The 20,952-nt window shown below is 60.6% G+C and carries 16 protein-coding genes and 1 pseudogene; 9 read left to right on the top strand and 8 right to left on the bottom strand.

The features are described from left to right. Positions 1-40: 40 nt before the first annotated feature. Positions 41-1,027: an agmatinase gene (gene speB, locus PQR40_RS35230; protein ID WP_408510914.1), complete on the bottom strand. Its 987-nt coding sequence runs from the start codon at positions 1,025-1,027 to the stop codon at positions 41-43. A gap of 191 nt (positions 1,028-1,218) precedes the next feature. Here speB and PQR40_RS35235 point away from each other — a divergent pair, with 191 nt between their 5' ends. Next, on the top strand, positions 1,219-2,106 hold the full coding sequence (locus PQR40_RS35235; protein WP_408510915.1) for a LysR substrate-binding domain-containing protein: 888 nt from the start codon (positions 1,219-1,221) through the stop codon (positions 2,104-2,106). A 12-nt stretch (positions 2,107-2,118) separates the two neighbouring features. Here the strand turns inward: PQR40_RS35235 and PQR40_RS35240 are convergent, their stop codons facing one another. Further along, entirely contained in the window at positions 2,119-2,709 is a 591-nt protein-coding gene (locus PQR40_RS35240; RefSeq protein ID WP_408510916.1) for a hypothetical protein, read from the bottom strand. Positions 2,710-2,884: 175 nt separating this feature from the next. After that, the gene (locus PQR40_RS35245; RefSeq protein WP_408239544.1) at positions 2,885-4,378 is read right to left on the bottom strand and encodes an MDR family MFS transporter; all 1,494 of its coding nucleotides are present in this window, start codon (positions 4,376-4,378) and stop codon (positions 2,885-2,887) included. A gap of 235 nt (positions 4,379-4,613) precedes the next feature. Between PQR40_RS35245 and PQR40_RS35250 the strand changes: the two genes are divergently transcribed. From PQR40_RS35250 to PQR40_RS35260, 3 genes are all read left to right on the top strand, one after another. Continuing rightward, complete coding sequence (locus PQR40_RS35250; protein WP_408239547.1) at positions 4,614-4,874, top strand: DUF1488 family protein; 261 nt, start codon at positions 4,614-4,616, stop codon at positions 4,872-4,874. Between the two features lie 304 nt (positions 4,875-5,178). Beyond that, a complete protein-coding gene (locus tag PQR40_RS35255; protein ID WP_408239550.1) occupies positions 5,179-5,814 on the top strand; it encodes a carbonic anhydrase in 636 nt (211 codons plus the stop codon). 189 nt (positions 5,815-6,003) lie between these two features. Then, complete coding sequence (locus PQR40_RS35260) at positions 6,004-6,687, top strand: type 1 glutamine amidotransferase domain-containing protein (RefSeq protein ID WP_408239553.1); 684 nt, start codon at positions 6,004-6,006, stop codon at positions 6,685-6,687. A 120-nt stretch (positions 6,688-6,807) separates the two neighbouring features. On the opposite strand, the gene PQR40_RS35265 is transcribed toward PQR40_RS35260, so the two are convergent. Beyond that, on the bottom strand, positions 6,808-7,389 hold the full coding sequence (locus PQR40_RS35265) for an alpha-ketoglutarate-dependent dioxygenase AlkB (RefSeq protein ID WP_408239556.1): 582 nt from the start codon (positions 7,387-7,389) through the stop codon (positions 6,808-6,810). A gap of 100 nt (positions 7,390-7,489) precedes the next feature. Then, on the bottom strand, positions 7,490-8,545 hold the full coding sequence (locus tag PQR40_RS35270) for a helix-turn-helix transcriptional regulator (RefSeq protein ID WP_408510917.1): 1,056 nt from the start codon (positions 8,543-8,545) through the stop codon (positions 7,490-7,492). Positions 8,546-8,859: 314 nt separating this feature from the next. On the opposite strand from PQR40_RS35270, the gene PQR40_RS35275 reads away from it, so the two are divergent. Then, positions 8,860-10,875, top strand: coding sequence for a glycoside hydrolase family 3 protein (locus PQR40_RS35275; protein ID WP_408336552.1), 2,016 nt, complete (start codon positions 8,860-8,862; stop codon positions 10,873-10,875). A gap of 82 nt (positions 10,876-10,957) precedes the next feature. Here PQR40_RS35275 and treA read toward each other — a convergent pair whose 3' ends face one another. Together treA and PQR40_RS35285 are read right to left on the bottom strand one after the other, a co-directional pair. Next, entirely contained in the window at positions 10,958-12,625 is a 1,668-nt protein-coding gene (gene treA / locus PQR40_RS35280) for an alpha,alpha-trehalase TreA (protein ID WP_408239565.1), read from the bottom strand. Between the two features lie 231 nt (positions 12,626-12,856). After that, positions 12,857-15,166: a PA14 domain-containing protein gene (locus PQR40_RS35285; protein ID WP_408510918.1), complete on the bottom strand. Its 2,310-nt coding sequence runs from the start codon at positions 15,164-15,166 to the stop codon at positions 12,857-12,859. 345 nt (positions 15,167-15,511) lie between these two features. On the opposite strand from PQR40_RS35285, the gene PQR40_RS35290 reads away from it, so the two are divergent. Then, positions 15,512-16,411, top strand: coding sequence for a DMT family transporter (locus PQR40_RS35290; protein ID WP_408239571.1), 900 nt, complete (start codon positions 15,512-15,514; stop codon positions 16,409-16,411). 312 nt (positions 16,412-16,723) lie between these two features. Continuing rightward, on the top strand, positions 16,724-17,665 hold the full coding sequence (locus tag PQR40_RS35295) for a hypothetical protein (protein WP_408510919.1): 942 nt from the start codon (positions 16,724-16,726) through the stop codon (positions 17,663-17,665). A gap of 48 nt (positions 17,666-17,713) precedes the next feature. Here the strand turns inward: PQR40_RS35295 and PQR40_RS35300 are convergent. After that, positions 17,714-17,926 (bottom strand): annotated as a pseudogene (locus PQR40_RS35300) (5'/3'-nucleotidase SurE); the annotation flags it as partial. A gap of 418 nt (positions 17,927-18,344) precedes the next feature. Here PQR40_RS35300 and PQR40_RS35305 point away from each other — a divergent pair. Next, positions 18,345-19,490, top strand: a complete 1,146-nt coding sequence (locus PQR40_RS35305) for a porin (RefSeq protein ID WP_408392334.1) — start codon at positions 18,345-18,347, stop codon at positions 19,488-19,490. A 302-nt stretch (positions 19,491-19,792) separates the two neighbouring features. Then, complete coding sequence (locus tag PQR40_RS35310; RefSeq protein WP_408239580.1) at positions 19,793-20,947, top strand: epoxide hydrolase family protein; 1,155 nt, start codon at positions 19,793-19,795, stop codon at positions 20,945-20,947. The last annotated feature ends 5 nt before the right edge of the window (positions 20,948-20,952 follow it).

Consider the following 20,952-nt stretch of genomic DNA (forward strand, 5'->3'; position numbering starts at 1 on the left):
GGTGGTCATCCAGAGAGGTTTCAACAAAGGAGTGGTGGCTTTACATGCGCTGATGGCGTTGCAGTTTCTGATTGCGCATCAGGCACAGCATGTCGGCGGCAAGGTGGGCCGCGGCGAGCGCGGTCACGTCGCTGTGGTCGTAGGGGGGCGACACTTCCACCACGTCCGCGCCCACCAGATTCACGGGGCCCAGCGCGCGAACGATTTCCAGCGCCTGCGCCGAACTCAGACCGCCCGCCACCGGCGTGCCCGTGCCGGGTGCGAAGGCCGGATCGAGACAGTCGATGTCGAAGGTGAGGTAGGTGGGCGCATCGCCAACGATCGACAGCACTTCGTCGATCGTCGCCTGCGTGCCGTTGCGATGGACCCACGGTGCGTCGAGAATGCGTACGCCCATGAAGTCGTCGTTCCAGGTGCGAATGCCGACTTGCACCGAGCGGGCGGGATCGATCAGTCCTTCACGGATCGCCTTGTAGAACATCGTGCCGTGGTTCAGCGAATCGGGGTTGTCGTCCGGCCAGGTGTCGCAATGCGCGTCGAAATGAATCAGGCTCAGCGGTTTGCCGTACTTTTCGGCATGCGCGACCAGCAGCGGGTAAGTGATGTAGTGATCGCCGCCGAACGTCAGCATGCGGGTGCCGGTTGCGAGAATCTCGCGGGCGTGAGCGATGATCGCATCGCGAATGCTGAGCGGATTATGGGCGTCGAACCAGCAGTCACCGTAGTCGACCACGTTGAGATGATCGAACGGATCGATGCCCCACGGAAACGCGCCCAGGTCGGCCAGTTGTACCGAGGCCGCGCGCATGCCGGCCGGGCCGAAACGCGTGCCGGGGCGGAACGTGGTCGCGAGGTCGAGCGGAATGCCCGATACGGCGACGTCCACGCCGGTCAGATCGCGCGTGTAGGGCCGGCGCATGAAGGACAGCACGCCGGCGTAAGTAGGCGCAGCGGGTTGCCCGGCTGCGTCAGCGCCGGGGGCAGGCGTGGTGGCGGTGAGGTGCAAAGCGTTCAGGTTCTGGGTCATACAGGTCGATCCGGTCCGTTTCAATGAGCGCCGTCACACAAATTTTCCTCATGTCTGCCGAAGCAGCGTGCGGCGTGTGAAGAGCAACTGGCGCTATCATTGCGGGGCAATATTCCGGCGAAAAGCGAAGAATCTTGCTGGAAGTATCGATATTTCTAATATCTGACCGCGACTCTGGCCCTGACGATCCGATGCGTAGACTTCCCCCACTGCAGGCTTTGCTCGCTTTCGACGCCGCCGCGCGCCTCGGCAGCTTCACGCGGGCCGCGCAGGAACTTGCGCTGACCCAATCGGCGATCAGCCATCAGATTCAGCAACTCGAGGAATGGACCGGCCAGCCGCTGTTCCGGCGGATTGGCCGCGGCGTCGCGTTGACGGCCGCGGGCGCGCTGTATGCGCAGACCGTGACAGCGGCGCTCTCCACGCTTGCCGACGGGCGTGATCGCATCGAGCCGTACGGCAATCCCGACTCAGTAATCCTCGTGTGTGCGCCGCAGTTTGCCTCCGGCTGGCTGATGCCGCGCATGCGGGCGTTTTCCGATGCGTTGCCGAATCTCGAGATATGGCTCGTAACCGGTGAAGAGGTCAACGAGATCGATCGTGTGGACGTCGATCTGGTGGTGTCGGCAAAGGAAATTCGCACGCCGGAAGTGGTGTGCGAACTGCTGCTCGAAGAAGAAGCGGTCGCCATCTGCGGCCCCATCACTGCACGGCGGCTGCGCTCGGCATCATTTCCAGAGGTTTTGACGAAGGCGCCCTTGCTGGTTCACGAGGCGCGTGCGGAGTGGGCGCCATGGTTGCCTGAGTTAAGGCGGGGCGGCTTGCGTACGCGGCGTGCGATGACCGTCAGCGATTCACGCTTCCTCGTTGCGGCCGCCGAGCAGGAAGCGGGCATCGCGATGGTGTCCCGGCTCACCGCCGGCGATGCTTTGACGAGCGGGCGTGTCGAGGTCTTACCGCAGGTGCCGGGATTCGCGCTCGCGCCGCTCTGGTTGATGCGCTCGGCACAGCCGGCGCGCTCCGCGGCGGTGGATGCGGTTTATGCGTGGCTGATGAGGCTCTGCCGGGACGGCGATTGATACGCGGCGGATTCAGTTGCGCGTCGGGATGGCATACGTCTGCATCAGCGTGGCGGCCCGTTGGTCGCCGCGGCCAGCTTCTTGATCAGCGCTGCCTGTTCTACCGCATCCTGGCTGAGCGCATGGAGCGGCGCCATCGTTGCCGAATCGAGATCCTGAGTACGCATGAGTATGAGGGCCACGGCGCGGGCGAACCGGCGGTTGTCGTCGATGTAGCGCAGCATCGCTTGCCTTAGCGCGGTGCGGGGTGCGTCGAACGTATTCCTCACTGCGCGTCTTCAATACGGCGTGCTCAATGCCGCCTTGCGCTCCATGCAGATCGAACGAAATGCGACGGCCGGCGAGTTTGATGTCGAAGATTTCCGCCCGCTGAAGGTATCGTCGCTCGGCGCTGGTCGAGCCGTGCAGCGTGATGTCATCTTTTGAAAACGACAGTTCACCGTTGATGCCGGCTGCATAGCGGATTGCGGAAAAAATACCTTGCCTGCCGGGAGGTTTGATTGAGTAGCGCACGCCGAACGTTTGCGTGTCGTCCCAATCGGCCAAAAGGGTGGCTCCCGAAGCGTGGCCTGGCGCTGTCAGGATGGGTTCCACACGATCCATACGATCCCCTTTCTCTCTATGTTTTTATGGTGTGCGCCTTTCCGGCGTCGCGTTATTCTGATTGTAGTATTGAACGCCGAGCGTGCGTTGAGTATGCATGCATCGCGACGCGATTCATGCACAGACCGCTCAAAGGGCGCTCGATGTATTGCCTGCGGGTGGCTCGTAGCGAAGCTTAGTCCTCAAGCGGTGAAAACGCTTCAAGTGGTACCGTCTTCGCCGGTCCGATATTGATTGGCGGCACGAAGCCCAGCAGTACGACCACAAAGATCGCAATCGCAAATATCGAGATGAAGGTCAGATGAAGCGATTGGTGCAACACCATGCGGACCATGTCGCTGTTAGCGAGACTCGCCGCCTGATTCTGCAGCAGCGCTTTCAACTGATCCGAGGTGACCGCGGCGACACCCTTCGAGTGACTGAGCCCGAAGTTGAGCACCGCGCCGAACAGCGTCGCGCCAAGCGTGCTGCCGAGATTGCGCGAAAAGAGATTCGATGCGGTGGCGCTGCCGCGTTCGTCCATCTTGACGATTTCCTGGATCAGCACCAGCGAACTGACGCTCGACGTGCCCATGCCGAACCCCATGATCAGTGAACCGAACGCCGCGACGAGCGGCGAGCCGCCGGGTTGCAGGAACAGCAGCAGCACCGCGCCGATCGGCACGAACGCGCTGCCGCCGATCAGAATGCGCCGCAAGCCGAGGCGGTGAAATGTTTTCGCCGCGAGCGTCGCGCCCGCCGGCCAGCCCACCATCATCATGGTGAGCGCAAGACCGGCCACCACAGGCGAGCGATGCAGCACGCCCTGAACATACATCGGCAGGAAGGTCGTGGCGCCCATCAGGATCATGCCGGACAGGACGGTCGCGGCATTGCACGCGGCGATCGGCCGGCGGCTCCAGAGCGCGAACGAGATCATCGGCTCAGCCGCGCGGCGCTCCTGAAACACGAACAACACCAGGCACACCATGAACGCACCGCCCGCGAGCAATGCCTTGACGATGTCCTCGTCGCCCGCGTAGGTCAGCGCCATCATGAGTGCCGCGATCGCCGCCATGAACAGCGCCGCGCCCGCGAAGTCGATCGACGGACGCGCATGCCGCTCCGATTCGCGCAGGAACGCGATGAAGCCGGCCGCGGACGCCAGGCCGATTGGCACGTTCATCCAGAAGATCCACGCCCACGACAGATTGTGGATGATGAAGCCGCCCACCATCGGCCCGACCACCGCGGAAATGGCCCATACGCTGGCAAGATAGCCTTGCACCTTGCCGCGTTCGCGCGCCGGATAGAGATCGGCGACGATGGTCAGCGTGGCCGGCTGGATCGCGCCCGCGCCGATGCCCTGAATCAGTCGGAACGCGATCATCGCGGGCATCGACCAGGCGAAGCCGGCCAGCACCGAGCCGAGCAGAAAGATCGCGATACCGGCGAGCATGACCGGCTTGCGTCCATACAGATCGGTGAGCTTGCCGAAGACCACGGTCATCGCCGTTTGCGTGAGCAGGAACGACGAAAAGACCCAGCTATACAGATGCAGATCGCCGAGTTGCGCGACGATCTGTGGCATGGCGGTGGAAACGATGGTGGCTTCGATGGCGACCATCGCCATCGAAGCCATGACTGCGGCAATGACTAAAGGACGCGACGATTGCGGGCTGCGGGACATGGGGCGGGTAGTATTAGTATGTTGGAGGCGTCTGGCGGTGTGACGCATGACATGCACGCCGCGACGCATAAGCGCGGCCGCCCGAAGGCGGCCGATCTCAAGTATGCACCTTGTGGAGAATGTGCGCTGAGCGCGAGCCGATATGGCGAAGCTGAAGCAGGGCTGAAGCGGCGTAAAAGCAGCTCGGCACAGCCTTTGCGCGCTCGATGTTACTTTCGACAAATGGAGGGTCATTATGAGGATCGAATTCACCGGACGCCGTGAAGTGGTGGCAGCGGCGCGCGTAGCCTTCGAAGCTAATGTCGATGGGGCTGACGTCTGGTGCAGCGTGTCGCTGGACGCGCTGAACGACCATTTCGGCAACGGGGGGCCATCGGCCCACACTCTGGTCGGTACTTTCGAGGCAAATCGCGCGCGAATTGAAAATGCAACGCGGCGGGTTCTCGAGAAAAACGGGGGGCAGTCCGTCGAACTCGAAACCGGGGATTTCAATTGAGGCACTAGCGGCCCAATTCCTGACATAGGGGCAAGGCCGGCTGCTGAGCGCCGAGCCTGCTCCGATAGCTTTTCGCTGCGCATGGGCGTGTCCGCCGAGGCGATGTATCAGCACGTGAGCGGCCAGGCGACAGCGCCTTCATGGCCTTCATCAATCGAAGAAGATCCGATTGATCGCCCTATCTGGAAGAAGCGCCGACCTGCCGGACCATGAAGCGACTTCAGCTACGGTATAGTCGCGCGAACCGATCGCAGACATGCCTCAGCTTGCCGCAGGCTGAGGCTTTGATTATCCGGAGAACGTCGTGCAGGAAATCATAGAAGGATTCATCCGCTTTCAACGCGAAGTCTTCCCGCAGCAGAGCGCATTGTTCAAACGTTTGTCGATTTCGCAAAGTCCGAACACGCTGTTCGTGACCTGCTCGGATAGCCGTGTCGTTCCCGAGTTGCTGACACAAGTCGAGCCCGGCGCGCTGTTCGTGATCCGCAACGCGGGCAACATCGTGCCGTCTTACGGCCCGGAGCCGGGTGGGGTGTCGGCCACCGTCGAGTACGCCGTGGCGGTACTGGGCGTGCGCGATATCGTGATTTGTGGCCACTCCAATTGCGGTGCAATGACAGCGATTTGCACGTGCAAGAACCTCGACCATCTGCCGGCCGTGGCGGGTTGGCTGCGTCACGCCGACGCGGCGAAAGCGATCAACGCGTCGCGAACTTACACCTCAGACGCGGAACGCCTCGACGCATTGGTCAAAGACAATGTGATTGCTCAGCTCGCCAACATCCGCACTCATCCGTCAGTGGCCGTGGGTCTGGCGAACAAAACACTTCGACTGCACGGCTGGATTTTCAATATCGAAAGCGGCACGATGCTCGCACTCGATGGGCGCACAGGACAGTTTTTGCTATTGGCGGACAACCCTGAAATCTGTGTTGTGTAGCCGCGCACGGGCGGACGTGAAAAGCGCGCGCGGTAAAACCGGAAAACCTCTTCGGCGTTCCGGATAGCCACCTATACTGCCAGAGCGCCTGAAGCCGACGACATCGCTCCACGGCATGTTGCCATACGCGCCGACGACTCCGCTCGATAGCCTGGTGCAACGCGCATTGAATCCGCTCGCGAGGTTTCCATGAAGATTCTGGTGGTACTGACTTCACATGACCAGCTCGGCAATACAGGCCGGAAAACCGGCTTCTGGCTCGAAGAGTTTGCCGCGCCGTATTACGTGTTCAAGGATGCCGGCGTCGAGATGACACTCGCTTCGCCTAAAGGCGGCCAGCCGCCGCTCGACCCGAAGAGCGACGACCCCGACGCGCAGACCGACGCAACCCGGCGATTCAGAAAGGATCCGCAGGCGCAAGCCGCGTTGGCGAATACCGCGAAGCTTTCCACCGTGTCGGCTGCGGACTATGACGCAGTGTTCTATCCCGGCGGTCACGGACCACTGTGGGATCTCGCCGAGGACCCCCATTCCATTGCCCTGATCGAAGCGCTCTATGCCGGTGGAAAACCCGTCGGCGCGGTATGCCATGCGCCCGGTGTGCTACGTCATGCAAAGGGGCCGGACGAGACGCCACTCGTGCGCGATAAACCCGTTACTGGCTTTGCCAATTCCGAAGAAGCGGCAGTCGGGCTCACGGACATCGTGCCTTTCCTCGTTGAAGACATGTTGAAGAAGAGCGGCGCCAGGTATTCGAAGGGGCCGGATTGGCAGTCGCATGTGGTGGTCGCGGGCAATCTGATTACGGGGCAGAATCCCGCGTCGTCGGAAGCCGCGGCCAAAGCGTTGCTCGCGAAACTCGGTGTGACGTGAGGCGGCGGCGAAAATAAATCTGCGTGTGTGAAGGCGGGATGACCTGAGGTGAGCGTGACATAGGCGTGACCTGACGGAGCACACACAGAAGCGGACTCAAAAACGGACTCAGAAGCAGCCTCAGCCTGCAAAGCAGCGAAACGCGAGGCTGATACGCGGCTCGGTGACACCGGCCACCTTGGGGATGCCGTGTTCATGCGTGAACTGCGAGGCATAGCTCATGACGATGCAACTGCCTGGCTCCAGTTCCACATGCACGATCCGGCCAGAGGCCGCCGTCGGCCGGATCGACATGCGGCGGCTCACGCCCAGCGAGACGATGGCAATCGGCAGAGCGGGTAACAGTTTTTCCGTCTTGTCGCCGTGGAGCGCGACGCTGTCATTGCCGTCGCGATAGAGATTGAGGCCGACGCGATTGAACGGCACGCCGAGCAGCGAGCGCACGGCTTCAAATGCTTCGCCTAGCGGCGCGGGCAGATCCTCGGATTCACGTGAGAAGGTGGCGAGCAGACGTGGCACCGCCACTTCCCGCTCATACATCATGCGCTGCTGGCTCATCCAGCCGATATTTTCAAATGCCTGCTCGAACCACCGTTGCGCGACCTGGGCCGGGATCGACTCGGGCAAGTAACGAATTCCGCCTTCCTCGTCATGGATAAGGGACACAGGCTCGGGTGCGAATAAGCCTTGCTGATGCGCCATACATTCCAACTATGGAGTAGCGATAGCCCGGCAGGAGCGCAAGGCTGTTCAAGCAGGTCATTATACTGTGTTTTTATACAGTACTCTGGTTGTGCGCCTGCTATCCCAACTGCTCGCGACGGCGAAACGCCAGCGGCGGGATCTCATGGCGGGCACGAAAGAACCGCGTGAAAGCGCTCTGCGACGAGAAGCCGAGTTGTTCGCTGATGTGCGCAAGACTCAAGCGGGTTTCGCTCAGCAATCGGCATGCTTCCTTGAACCTGACGCGGGATTCGAGTTCGGTGAAATGCAGGCCCTCCGCCTGCAACTGGCGGCGCAGCGTCCACCGTGAGGTATTGAGCCGCTCGCATATTTGCGCGAGCAACGAGGACGACGTATGCCGCTCGTCGGAGGTGTCGATGATGATTTCGCTAATCAGGTTCTCGACGCTGTTCGAGAACAGATGGCCTCGCTTGATTCGCAGCAGTTCCTGTTGAGCCTGCTGCTGCAGAAACGGCGCCAGCGTGCCGTTGTACTGGGGGAACGGCACGTCCAGTTGCGCGGCGGCGAACTGCAGCCGGTTCGCATCGGCGCCATACCGGACTTCGGCGCCAAAGAACTCACTGGAATCCTGAGATCCGGGCAATCTGCGCCCCATTAACGAAACCTGAAATACCGTGCGTCGCGCCACGTCATAAGCGCGGATCAGGCCGGCGAGCACCTGAAAGTTGGCGAGCGCCTGAAAGCCGTCGGCTGGGGCGAATTCGGCAATGTAGTCGAACCGGGCGAGTTCAGACGTCTCTTTGTAGCAGAGAAAGTCGAACTCACCGATGAGCGGGCGATACGTGTGAAATGACTCGATAGCTTCACGCAGCGTGCGTGCGTTGAGGCACAGGTTGCCCAGTACCGGAAAATCCGGGAAAAAAGTTTGTGGGCCGTCAGGGATCACCCGGGAAGGCGAACTCACAGCCGCCATCAACTCCACGACGCGCCGATGCCGCGCGCCATCGATGCGGCCGTTTCGATCGATCAGATCCTGCGTGCTGATGCCGGTGCGGGCAGTGAAAAGCTGCGGCGATACACCGGCACGCTCGGCCGCATCCATGGCAAAAACAGCAATGCGATTGGAGACAGTACGGCTGTTGCCGCTAAAGCGAACCTGCATTCTGGATGACATGTAGTTTACGAAAACATTCCTTACAGAATGATGCGCAGACATGTTCGCCGACACCATCAGGAATTGCCACTACTTGTCAGTTGCCCGCGGAGCGTGGCGCCATGCGGCTTTCCAAGGCGCAAGGTGATTCAGGGCGCATGCGCCAGGCGGAATTAGAAGGGCTTTGATGCGTCGCATCACGCGTCGTGCTCCACGAGGATAAAACCTGCACCCGGCAGTAAAACGGGTACCGGACTGGGTCGGTAGAGTGACGCACGGCTGTTTGTCTGGCCGTTCAAAAGCGGGCAAAACGAATCAAATCCCAGGAGACATCGATGCACATTTTTTCAGGGCCTGTTTTTCGCAGATCGGCATTGACGGCGTCCAGTGCCGCGCTCGCGCTAGGCCTCGCCGCTTGCGGAAACAGCGACAAACTCGATGCACCCGTCGCGCAGAAGGACTTCGGTTATACGACGCTCAACCTCATTTCTAAAGACGGCCTCAAGTTCAAGGACATGAACAGGAGCGGTCAGCTCGAGCCATACGAAGACTGGCGTTTAAGCGCCGACGCACGCGCGCGCGATCTGGTGAGCCGGCTGACGCTCGCCGAAAAAGCCGGCCTCATGATGCACGGCACCGCGCCTGTGTTGAACGATACGACGGGCTCAGGCACTGGCACGGCCTACGATATGGCCGCTTTGAAGACGCAGATCAACGACCGCAGTATCAGCACGTACATCACGCGCATGAGCGGTGATGCCAACACGATGGCCAGCCAGTACAACCAGATTCAGACCTTGGCGGAGCAATCGCGGCTCGGTATTCCGGTGTCGATCAGCACGGATCCGCGTAATCACTTTCAATACGTGCTGGGCGCGAGCGCTGGCGACAGCGGCTTTTCGAAGTGGCCCGAAACGCTCGGTTTCGCCGCGATTGGCGACGCGAACCTGACGCGCAAGTTCGGCGACATCGCGCGCCAGGAGTATCGCGCAGTCGGCATTACCGTGGCGCTCTCGCCGCAGGCCGATCTGGCCACTGAGCCGCGTTGGGCTCGCATCAACGGCACCTTCGGCGAAGATGCGGATTTGACGAAGTCGCAGGTGCAGGCCTATATCGAGGGCTTTCAGGGCGGCAGCAACGGCATCCAGGCGAATAGCGTGATTGCGGTGGTCAAGCATTGGGCCGGCTATGGCGCGCAGAAATCCGGTTTCGACAGCCATAACTACTATGGCCGCTATGCGACCTATCCAGGCAACAATTTCGCCTATCACCTGAAGCCGTTTGAAGGTGCCTTCGCCGCTAACGTTGGTTCGGTGATGCCGACTTATTCCGAGCCGGACGGACCCGTGAGCATCGACGGCATTGCGCTGGAACAGGTCGGCGCCGCCTATGACAAACCGCTGCTGACCGATCTGCTGCGCGGCAAGTACGGCTTCAAAGGCGTGATCGTGTCGGACTGGCTGATTGCCTCGGACTGCGACGCCAACTGCATGAACGGCGCGTCCTCCGGCACGCCCTCGTTTGTCGGACTCGGCATGCCGTGGGGCATGGAAACCGCTACCCGTCTGCAGCGTTTTGTGAGAGCAGTCAACGCCGGCGTCGACCAGTTCGGCGGCGAAGACGATCCGAGCTTCCTCATTCAGGCCGTGAATCAGGGGCAATTGACGGAAGCGCGCCTCAATGATTCGGCGTACCGGATCCTCTTGCAGAAATTCCAGCAAGGCTTGTTCGATCATCCTTATGTCGATGCGAACCAGGCGAGCGCGGTGGTGGGCAATGCGGATTTCCAGGCGCAAGCGCTCGATGCGCAACGCCGTTCCATGGTGCTGCTGCAAAACAACGGCAAACTGCTGCCGATGACGGCAGCGGGGAAGAAAGTCTGGCTATACGGTATCGATCCGGCCGTCGCGCAGAAATATGGCTACCAGGTTGTCGATACGCCGCAAGCCGCGGACGTGGCGATCCTGCGCGTGAGCACGCCGTACGAGACGCTGCATCCGAACTATATGTTCGGCTCGATGCAGCATGAAGGCAGCCTGGCGTTCGTCGACGGCGCCAAGGACTATGAGGCGATCAAGCAGGCCGCTAACGCGCCGAAGTCGATCGTGTCGGTGTACATGGATCGCCCGGCGATTCTCACCAACGTCCAGGATAAAGCGACCGCCATCCTCGCTAATTTCGGCGCAAGCGATGCAGCGCTATTCGACGTGTTGACCGGCAAAGGCCAACCGCAAGGGAAACTGCCGTTCGAGTTGCCTTCGTCGATGGCCGAGGTCACCGCGCAACTGGAAGACGTGCCGCACGATACCGCGCATCCGTTGTATCCGTTCGGATATGGCCTGACGTATTGAGGCACGCGGTAAAGCGAGGCGCCCACGTCATTTGATGCTGACGTGGGCGCCTCGCTTCCTCCAGATGTGCTTCACGGCATGCCTATTCGCCCGGGCTATACAGATCGAGTAGCTTGAGTGTCACCCCGTTGGTCCATCCAAAGCCGTCCTGCAACGGATACTCGCCACCGCCGCCACCTCCGGTGCCCGCGCCTTCAACCACGTACTTTTCGACCAGCTTCTTCTCCGACGCATAAACGCCTTTCACGTCGGCCAGAAAGCGAGTGCCGATCTGCTGCGCGAGCGCATCCTGGCCGTAGCGTTTCAGGCCTTCGATCGCGACCCAGTGCAACGGCGCCCAGCCGTTCGGTGCATCCCATTGCTGCGTGGTGTTATAGGTGGTGGTCGCAAGGCCGCCCGGTTGCAGCAGGATGGACTGCACCTGCTGGGCTGTCTTTTGCGCACGTTCCGGCCACGCGGCGCCGACCCACAACGGAAACACCATCGCCGCGGTCTTGTTGTCGCGCGGTTTCCCGAGCGTCCAGTCGTAATCGCCGTAGTAGCCGTTGGCATTCCACAAGTACCGGTTAATACCGAGCGCCCGTTTCGCGGCGCGTTCGGCGAACTCGCCGACACAACGGAAATCGCGCGTCTCGCCGCAGCCTTTCGCGATGGTGATTTCAAGGTGGAACATGAGGCTGTTCAGATCGACCGGGATGATCGACGTGGTACGCACCGTCGCGAGTGTCATGTTGTCGCCGAACCAGCGGGAGCTGAAATCCCAGCCGCTCTCGGCGGTCGCCCGCAATTCGCGGTAGACCTCGTTCGGATTGCGGCCGTTGGCTTGCTGGGCCGTCTGAATGTCCTCCAGATACGACTCGTCACGCGGCGTATCGAGTTCGTCCCAGTAACGGTTGAGTACCGTACGATCCGGCATCACGACCACATTGCGCGTCGCCTGGCCGGGTTGCGTCGTGGTTTCCCCTTGCATCCAGTACGCATACTCCTTGCGCAAGGCCGGCAAATACTTCTGATAGACGCTGCGGCCCTCAAGCTTTGCCGCCAGCGCCACCATGTACGAGAAAAACGGTGGTTGGGAGCGGTCCAGATAGTAGGTTCGATTGCCGTTTGGAATGTGACCGAACGTATCGATTTCATACGCGAAGTTGTCGAGCATGTTGTCGACGAGATCCTCATGGCCCGATTCCTGCAAACCCAGCATCGTGAAGTACGTGTCCCAGTAGTAGCCTTCGCGGAAGCGGCCTCCCGGCACGACATAAGGCTTCGGTAACGGAATCAGCGAACTGTTCGCCGGTGCGCTCGTGGTGGTGCGGGTGAGGGCAGGCCACAGCCAGTTAATGTGCTCGCGCAGCGTCTGATTCGCGGGCGGTGTGATGACAGGCTCGCTCGGCGCAGTGAAGTACTGGTTGACGAAGTTCGCTAGCGAAAAGCCGGGATTGTTCTTCTGTTGTTCGTACAGTTGCACGATCGCGACAGGGTCGGCGTTCGGTGTTGCGTCGACGAAAGTCTTTTGATCCGGATAGATCTGCGCGGTTTGCACGGCCACGAATAGATCGCCGTAAAGCTTGTCGGGAGCGGGAGGAAGTGTGCCGCCGACCTGAGTGTCGGCGTGACACACGCCGATGAGACTGGTGAGGAAGACGAAGCTGGAAACAGCGGTTGCTTTTCTTAAACTGGAAGCCCCCACCAACGGGGGAAATGTCGGCCGACGGGCAAGGCCGATGCTGCGCAATTGCAATGACACAATCATGTCTCCTCCTGAGGAATGGACAACAGGATTGGTCTGCCTCACGCCCTTCTTCTTCTCATGATTGCTGGGGCGCAGGTAGCATCGCATAAAACAGAGGGGGGTTCAAATTATGCGCTGGGAATGCGCCGAGGTGCACGGCGCAAGCCGATGGAATGCGCTTAACCCGCCAGTCGGCAGCGTCCACGCTGCCGACTGGCTAATCAGGTTTCCTTAAGTTTCATTAAGTCTCGTTCAGTTCGACGTCACGAGCGAATCCGACGGCACGATTCGCAGTGCCCCGGGGTTCTGCGCCGCCGGGCTCGACCACGACAGGTGCATGCTTGCCGGACCCGTACCATGCACATACTCCACCTTGATCGAGGCGCGCTGCTTCGCAGAGAGCCAGGTCGTGCCGCTCACGGTGCCTGGCGTCGAGGTCTTCTTGTTGATGACCCGCACCCCGTTGATCCAGAGTCGCGCAACGTTATCGCTATTGATCGAGAACGTGTAGAGCCCTGTTCTGGCGGCCTGGATCGCGCCGGTCCACCGCACGCCATAGCCGGTTGCGTTAATGCCCGCGGAGGCATCGGGCGAATCGGTGCCACGCTCGGTGTTCAGGTCGAAATCGATCAATGGCGTGACCGACGTCTTGACCGGCGCACTGTTGAAGGTCGGATCGTTGTAGTAGCCGACTTGCAGCACCGGCAGCTTCACATCGAATCCCCCCGTCAAAGCCTGCGTTTCCGACGTCTGCCATGGGTGACCGTCCGGATAGATCGTTCCCTGGAAGGGCGTCGCCGGTTCGACAGTGGCGGGCGCGCCCGGCACCTGGCCCCAATGGAAGCGCGTATTGGTACGGCCGATCATCAGTTCCCACACAAGGAAGCCCGTCGTGCCGCCGTAGTTCGACACAATGCCAGGCATCGTCTGTCCTGTCGTGCCAGGGAAGCCGCGTTGCAGCGTTTCGGAATTCAGCGCGCTGACATTGCTGCCGTTCACCGGACCCGTGTACGGGTTGCCGTACGGGTGGAACGCATAGAAGTCCGAGAAATACGAGCCTTCGTCCTCCTGCACTTGCGGCGAATTGACCGGCTGCGTCGCACCCGCATTCAGAATCGCGATGCGTGCATCGTTCATCATCACGGCGCGCGTTTGCTGCAACGAGCCGTTGCCACTACAACCCGGTTCGTTCATAGGTTCCCAGAAGATAATGCGCGGGTCGTTGCGGTGCGGCGCGACGAAGTCGGTGATGTAGCTCGCGAGACTCTGCTTGTAGGTGATGCTGGCATTGGCCGCCGTCGATTGGAAATACGCCTGTTCGACCGGCGTCCCAGGCGACTGCACCCACTGGCTGTTATGCACCCCCCAGATCGGCGCCGGCTGCGGACCATATGCGGGCGTCGGATTCCAGCAGTCGTCGTAGAAGATCGGCGAGACCTTGATGCCATGCCGCGCGGCAATCTTCAGCAGGTTCTCGAACTTGCTCAGGAATGCGACGCGATCGTTCGCCCATACGAGGTAGTGCAGATACACGGCAATGGTGTTCATGCCGTACGTTTGCGCGTAGGTCAGCTCACGGTTGACGATCTCGGGGTCGTAGTTCTCCCAGAAGTCGATTGCGTTCACCGCGTTTGATGGCGTGTAGACCGCGCCGACAACCTTGGAAAAATCGAAGGTGGGGGACGTGACGGTCGGATACGTGTGGATCGTGATGTTGCTGAAGGTGGCGCCGACGCCGAATCGCCGTAACCCGAAACTGCCCGACTGGAACGCGGCGGGGAGCGCATTGGTGGCGTCGTTGACGCTAATCACGCGCTGACCGTCGAAGTCGACGGTGATCGCCGTGCCGCTCGTCGTAACCTTCAGATGGTGCGTGCTGCCGCCCACGATCGTGCTCATCGGATACGCGATGAAGTTCGTCCAGTTGTTGTTTTCCCGGCCGACCTGCAGTACGTGCGAGCCTGTATCGAGGCCGATGTAATAACCGGTCAGGCTATCGGGCCCGCCCGCTGTGGGGTTCGTCGTACGGACGATAAAGCCGGCGTTCGCGGCGCCGTTGCCCACGGGTGCGCTCACCGTCACGTCCGCTTCGTACGACGCCGTGGCATACGTGCTTGCAAGCGCCACTGCTTTGTCGCCGGCGCCCGTGCCGTTGGTTGCCGGCGGGGGAATCGTGATGGTCGAACTGCTTGTGCCGGGCTGCCATCCTTGTGTCGATCCGGGCGCGAGGTAACTCGTGAAGTCGCCGAAGTTGAGCGTCGTGGTGGAAACCGGAGTGGGCGGGGGCGGTGGCGTGTAGGGCGGAAGGTTGAGGGTGGGGTCTGCGATCACGAGCGGCGGTGTCGTCGTTTTCATCCCCAGCGGGGTGGTCTTCGCGGCCCTGAACTCGGCTTCAACGTTGGCGGTGTCCGCCGCCGAGGCCGCCGCCGCTGCTGATGCCGCCGCAGGGGAATCGACTGCCGCGATCTGCTTGTTCGCTGACGCAGCCACGTCCGGCGAACCGTCATTGCCGCCGCAAGCGCCCAGCATGGCGAGCGCTGCCAGCACAAAGTAATTGCGCACCTGTATCTCCTGATGTCCCCGCTTAATTGATGGTCATAATTATTATTAAATCTGCATAGGGCCTTAGACAGTATCTCTAAGCCCCATGGATGAGGAAATCGATATGAATAATATTATTAGTTGGCAAGACCTGTATCGGTACTTACCCGATAGGGTGCAAAAGAGGGGCAGGGAGCGAGGCCGGAAGCAGGAGCGCGTGCCGGCGCCATGCGCAATGGATGCCCGCGGTTATTCCAGTCGATAGCACGAGGAGCAGCAGGCATAATCCGTTTTCCGATTACGCCCCCCTTTCATCGGCGGCGAAACCAAAGCGACGCGTTGCTGTGCGCGCTCTCAGGAAAACTCATGCCGCCCATCACCGCTGTCCGGAATGGAGCCGTGCCGCTACGCAGCGTCGCGCTGATTCTGGTTTCGATGTTCTGCTTCGCGCTCGTCGATGCGCTGGCGAAATCTGTCGCGCTCGCCTATCCGGCCAATGAAGTGACATTCTTCCGGATGGTGTTCGGCCTGTTGCCTGCCGTGGCCGTTTGCCTGCGCGGCAAACCGCTCATCGAGCGTCTTAAACATATGGATGTGCGTGGGCAGACCGTGCGCTCGCTGACCTTGCTCGGCGCCTCGGGGCTGTTCTTTGCGGGGCTGCCCTATGTGCCGCTCAGTGAAGCAGTGGCGATCGTTTACTCGGAGACCTTGCTGGTCATCGTTCTTGCACCGCTGCTTCTGAAGGAAACGCTCAAACCACGCGATGCGCTTGCCGCCGCGGTCGGTTTTATCGGCGTCCTTTTCGTGGTGCGACCGGACGGTTCTCATTCAAGTTGGCTCGGTCCGGTCCTGCTGATGTCGAGCGCGGTTTTCGGCGCGTTATCGATCATTCAGATCAAGCGGATTCGCGCCACGGACGATTCGGGCACCACGGTGCTGTATTTCACGGTAGTCGGCACGATCGTCACCGGCGCATCGCTATTTTTCGCGTGGCGCACGCCTTCGATCGAAGCACTCGCGGTAATGGCGTTGCTCGGCGGGTTCGCCACGGCAGGGCAGTTGCTGATGACGATGGCGTTCCGACAGGCCGACGCCGGCGCGCTCGCGCCGTATAACTACACGAGCATCGTGTGGGCCGCGTTATTCGGCTATATCGTGTGGGGCGAGACCATCGGCAGCATGTCGCTGTTCGGGATTGCGTTGATTGTTGGAAGCTCGATTGTGGTTGCTGTGCGCGGCAAGCAGACTGAGGGTCCGCTCGTGTAAGCGCGTGGGTTCACCGGATGTGAGCCGGCTTTGCACTGCTTCGCAGTTCCAACCATCGTCGTAGGAAAGGCTGGCCAGCAAGCTGGCTTTTTCAGACAACACTCCCCACGCGAGCGGACGAATCGAAGTTTGGAGGCTATAAATAGCAGATAGCACGCATCCAGCTTGCACCCATCCTCGTACGTGACTGTGCCGGCCCGAACTCGCGGTCGTTGCGGCGGCATCTATTGATTCGCTGCGAACCCTCTGATGAATTCGGGCACGTTTGCGATATCGCAAACGCGCATGTTCACGATTTGAGAGGGAGACGTCATGGTTAGCGAACCCAGGAAGATAGTTCTCACGAGCCTTTTTGTCTGCGCGGTTGCAATCGCGGCTTATATTTCGCAGTCGGACAAAAGCTGGCTGTCGGCGGACGAATTCGGCCTGGAGCACGACAATGCATCGGCTTACTCCACACGCGGCGACACGATGAGCGGCTCGGTAAGTTCCGGACCGGTCGTCGCGCGCGGCGATTCAGCTACGGCCATAGCAGGGGACCTCCGGGCGGCGCGCAATAGTCTGCAGCGCAACGATCTGGTCGCCGCGCAAGCCCAACTGGACGCGGTGCGCCCGGCGCATCGGAACGACGATCAGGTTCTCGCGCTGCAAAGGGAAGTGGCGGCGCGCGCGCAGCAGGCGCCGGTCGCTACGCATGCGGAAGCGCTGGTGCGGCAAGGGTGGAAATCGGCGCGATTGTCTTCGCCGTCTTCAGGAAAATCCGGTCGCTCTCACGACAGAGCCGCTGCGATGCACGAACACTCGAACCGTGCGTCCTCCAGTTACGTGAAGACCCGGCATGTACCCGAAACCGTGGTAGCCGCCGTTGGCACGGGTAGTACCGCGAGCGGGAGAACACGTGCCAACGGCGCACCTGGTGTTGCTGCTAACGCCGTATCTTCTGCGCCCGCTGCTGTGATGGTGGGTTCGAATACGGCCAGCGCGCCTGCTGAATCGCAAGCGACGCAGCCGACATCGCCGCCGCCAGTCCAGCAAGCCGACTTGTCCGCGCAAGCTGTACCCGTGCAATCCTCACCTCAACTCGTGCCTCCCGCAGGCGCGGTGTTGAAATCGGAGGGCGGCCCGAAAACACGCGCACAGGTACGCGCGGAAATCGCCCGTGCCCGTGCCGATGGCAGCCTTCCCGCATTCGGTAACCCGGATCCAGCCGGGCCCGGCGGCGCGCCGAGCCTGACCGGCGCACATCGTCTTTGAAGACGCGCAGGCCACCGCTTGGCGTAACGACGCAGCGAGCCGCGCAGATCCGACACCCTGTTTGCTCGGCGTGAGCGGACCGGCGGCCGCCGTGTTGACGTCTGGGAAATTGATGTTCAGGCAGGTGGGGGCGCCGTGCTCGATCGCGAGCAATTGGCGAATCACGCCGGGAGCCAGAGTACGTGCGGTGTCCCAACGCACCTTCTCGCGATTGCTGAAAGTCTGACTCAACGCGAACGACGGCAACCCAGGCAACAGCCCAATAATACGATTTATAAACCGATTTTAAAATTGACAATGAATATTTTCAATTGGCGCAATAATCAATTGAATGCGTTAATTTATATGGAAATTTATTCCAATTGATTTCCATGGAAATTAATTGGAATAATAAATTGACCAATGCGAGTTGTTGAGGCAGAGGCGCCATGCTATTCTGCGCAGGCTTGATTCTCCGAGAGCGTTATTAAATCAGGCACTTGGGGCGTGCTCGCGAGAGGAGTACGCCCCATTTCATTTCCAGCGGCAAGCCAGCCGCTCTGCGAAATGATCGGCAATCTAAAAGTTGATGACGTCGCATAAACACAACGTCAGTAATTAACTGAAAAACAGTCTTTCGTTTGGTGGGATATTCTCGGCCGCTCAATAGCATTCGCTATTTGAGTCAGGAGAGAAATCAATGAATAAATTCGTATTGTCGGGCTTCTCGCTCGCGCTCATCGGTGCCGCAGGTGCCGCTCACGCACAAAACTCGGTCACGCTGTACGGCCTGATCGACACAGGTCTGACCTACACCAGCAATTCGGGTGGCAGCAGCAACATCCAGCAAGCCAGCGGCATGCTGAACGGCAACCGTTGGGGCCTGCGCGGTTCGGAAGACCTGGGCAACGGCCTGAAGGCGGTCTTCGTGCTGGAAAACGGCTTCAATCTCTCGAACGGCAAGCTGGGTCAGAATGGCCTTGAGTTCGGCCGTCAGGCCTACGTGGGTCTGTCGAGCGACCAGTTCGGCTCGGTCACGCTGGGTCGCCAGTACGACAGCGTGGTCGACTATCTCGCCCCGCTCGCGCTGAACGGCACGCAATATGGCGGCACGCTCGCATCGCACCCGTACGACAACGACAACCTGAACAACTCGATGCGTATCAACAACTCCGTCAAGTTCCAGAGCGTCGACTACGGCGGCTTCAAGTTTGGCGCGCTGTACGGCTTCTCGAACGCAGCGGGCAGCTTCGCAGATAGCCGCGCCTATAGCGTCGGGGCATCGTATGCATTCGGCGGCCTGAAGTTCGCGGCAGGCTACCTGCAACTGAACGGCGGCGGCTCGACTACCAACACGAGCGGCGCCGTGTCATCCGGCAACTCCACGTTCAACGCAGCCCGCCAGCGCACCTACGGCGCGGGTGTGAACTATGCGTTCGGCGCGGCCAATGTTGGTCTCGTGTTCACGCAGACGCAACTGAACAACGCAAGTTTGATCGGATCATCGGCGTCGGGCACGACGAGTGGATTCGCACTGACGGGCGGCAGCGCGCGTTTCACGAACTATGAACTGAACGCACGTTACGCATTTACGCCGGCATGGACGGTGTCGGGCGCGTACACGTTCACCGATGCAAGTCTGAACGGCGCGAGCCCGAAGTACCAGCAGATCACGCTACAGACCGACTACGCATTGTCCAAGCGTACCGACGTGTATGTTGAAGCGGCATATCAGCATGTCGGCAGTGTGGGCAACTCGGGCATCACGGCGGATATCGTCGGTGTGAGCGCCTCGGCGACCGACTCGCAGGTGGTCGGCACGGTGGGTATCCGTCACCGCTTCTAAGCGGCCGGTGTAGATCGCAAGGTGTGAAGAAGCCCGCATGTAGCGGGCTTTTTTTGTTCGGTGCGGTGAGTGGACTCGGGACATAGGTAACAGACGCATCTGGACATGGGTTACACATCCAGGGACGTTCTTTTTGATGGTCTTCGGGACACAAAACGCGAAATGCGCTCTTTGTGTACCATGCAGATTGCTTTACGCGCTCGGTGCCCGCTTCGTGACTTCGCACGCGCTGAATTGCCGTGATCAGCGCAGTCGGATTCGAAGCACCCGTGATCCCCACGCCTTGTGCCGGATGAACTGACATGCAGATAGAGTCGTTTCAGATTGCCGTGCCTGACGCCGACATAGACGATCTTCGCCGCCGCATTCGCGCGACACGTTGGGCACCGGCGACACCTTCGCCAGCCTGGCAGCAAGGCGTGGATTCCGCCTGGCTGCGCGAACTCGCACAGTACTGGGCCGAGCATTTCGATTGGCGCGAAGCCGAGCGCCGCTTGAATCTGCAACCGCAATTTCTTGCCGAGGTCGAAGGGCAGCGCGTGCACTTCGTGCATCGGCGCGGTGTCGGCCCGACGTGTTATCCGCTCGTGGTTACGCATGGCTGGCCGGGATCGTTTTTCGAGTTCCACGCACTGCTCGACCGCTTATGCGACCCGGCCGCATTCGGCTGCGATCCGGCTGACGCGTTCGACGTCGTCGCTCCCTCGCTGCCCGGCTTCGCGTTCTCCCAGGCGCCGATAGAACCCGGAACCTCGTCGTTTCAGGTGGCGGACTTGTGGGCTTCACTGATGCGTGGCCTGGGTTATGAGCGTTTCGGCGCCCAAGGCGGCGATCTCGGTGCCGGCGTCTCGATCGCGCTCGCGGCACGGCATCACCAGGTTGTCGACGGCATTCATCTCAACTTCTTGCCGAGCTCATACGAGCCCGCAAACGGCGCCGCGCAGACTCCGCTCACTCCTGCTGAAGAGACTTATCTGCGGGAGAAGAGCGAATGGGCTGCGCTCGAAGGCGGCTACGCCCATATGCACACCACGAAACCACAGACTGTGGCGGCGTCGCTAAACGATTCGCCGGTCGGGCTCGCTGCATGGATTGGCGAGAAGTTTCGCGCATGGAGCGATTGCGACGGCGAGATCGAGCGCGTGTTCTCGAAAGACGAATTGCTCACCAACATTTCGCTCTACTGGCATACGCAGAGTATCGGCCCGGCAATGCAGATGTATTGGGAAAACCGGCTGCAGCCGATCCGCTTCACCGAGGGGCAGCGCGTCGTACCACCTGTGGGGTTCGCTCATTTTCCCAAGGAGATCAATCATCCGCCGCGCACGTGGCTCGAACGGACCTTCAACGTCATGCAGTGGACCGATATGCCGAGCGGTGGCCATTTCGCTGCGATGGAAAAACCGGATCTGCTGGCTGCCGAGATTCGCAAGTTTTTCCGGAAGCTGAGACGCTAGGTGCG

Origin of the sequence: Paraburkholderia sediminicola (assembly GCF_046026855.1) — a bacterium.
Lineage (GTDB): Bacteria > Pseudomonadota > Gammaproteobacteria > Burkholderiales > Burkholderiaceae > Paraburkholderia > Paraburkholderia sediminicola_A.

What these genes read in the sequence shown, in the direction of transcription:
- PQR40_RS35245 (WP_408239544.1), bottom strand. Translation starts at nt 4,378, where the DNA reads ATGTCCCGCAGCCCGCAATCGTCGCGTCCTTTAGTCATTGCCGCAGTC.
- PQR40_RS35260 (WP_408239553.1), top strand. Translation starts at nt 6,004, where the DNA reads ATGAAGATTCTGGTGGTACTGACTTCACATGACCAGCTCGGCAATACA.
- treA (WP_408239565.1), bottom strand. Translation starts at nt 12,625, where the DNA reads ATGATTGTGTCATTGCAATTGCGCAGCATCGGCCTTGCCCGTCGGCCG.
- PQR40_RS35310 (WP_408239580.1), top strand. Translation starts at nt 19,793, where the DNA reads ATGCAGATAGAGTCGTTTCAGATTGCCGTGCCTGACGCCGACATAGAC.
- PQR40_RS35305 (WP_408392334.1), top strand. Translation starts at nt 18,345, where the DNA reads ATGAATAAATTCGTATTGTCGGGCTTCTCGCTCGCGCTCATCGGTGCC.
- PQR40_RS35270 (WP_408510917.1), bottom strand. Translation starts at nt 8,545, where the DNA reads ATGTCATCCAGAATGCAGGTTCGCTTTAGCGGCAACAGCCGTACTGTC.
- PQR40_RS35250 (WP_408239547.1), top strand. Translation starts at nt 4,614, where the DNA reads ATGAGGATCGAATTCACCGGACGCCGTGAAGTGGTGGCAGCGGCGCGC.
- PQR40_RS35275 (WP_408336552.1), top strand. Translation starts at nt 8,860, where the DNA reads ATGCACATTTTTTCAGGGCCTGTTTTTCGCAGATCGGCATTGACGGCG.
- speB (WP_408510914.1), bottom strand. Translation starts at nt 1,027, where the DNA reads ATGACCCAGAACCTGAACGCTTTGCACCTCACCGCCACCACGCCTGCC.
- PQR40_RS35235 (WP_408510915.1), top strand. Translation starts at nt 1,219, where the DNA reads ATGCGTAGACTTCCCCCACTGCAGGCTTTGCTCGCTTTCGACGCCGCC.
- PQR40_RS35265 (WP_408239556.1), bottom strand. Translation starts at nt 7,389, where the DNA reads ATGGCGCATCAGCAAGGCTTATTCGCACCCGAGCCTGTGTCCCTTATC.
- PQR40_RS35290 (WP_408239571.1), top strand. Translation starts at nt 15,512, where the DNA reads ATGCCGCCCATCACCGCTGTCCGGAATGGAGCCGTGCCGCTACGCAGC.
- PQR40_RS35240 (WP_408510916.1), bottom strand. Translation starts at nt 2,709, where the DNA reads ATGGATCGTGTGGAACCCATCCTGACAGCGCCAGGCCACGCTTCGGGA.
- PQR40_RS35295 (WP_408510919.1), top strand. Translation starts at nt 16,724, where the DNA reads ATGGTTAGCGAACCCAGGAAGATAGTTCTCACGAGCCTTTTTGTCTGC.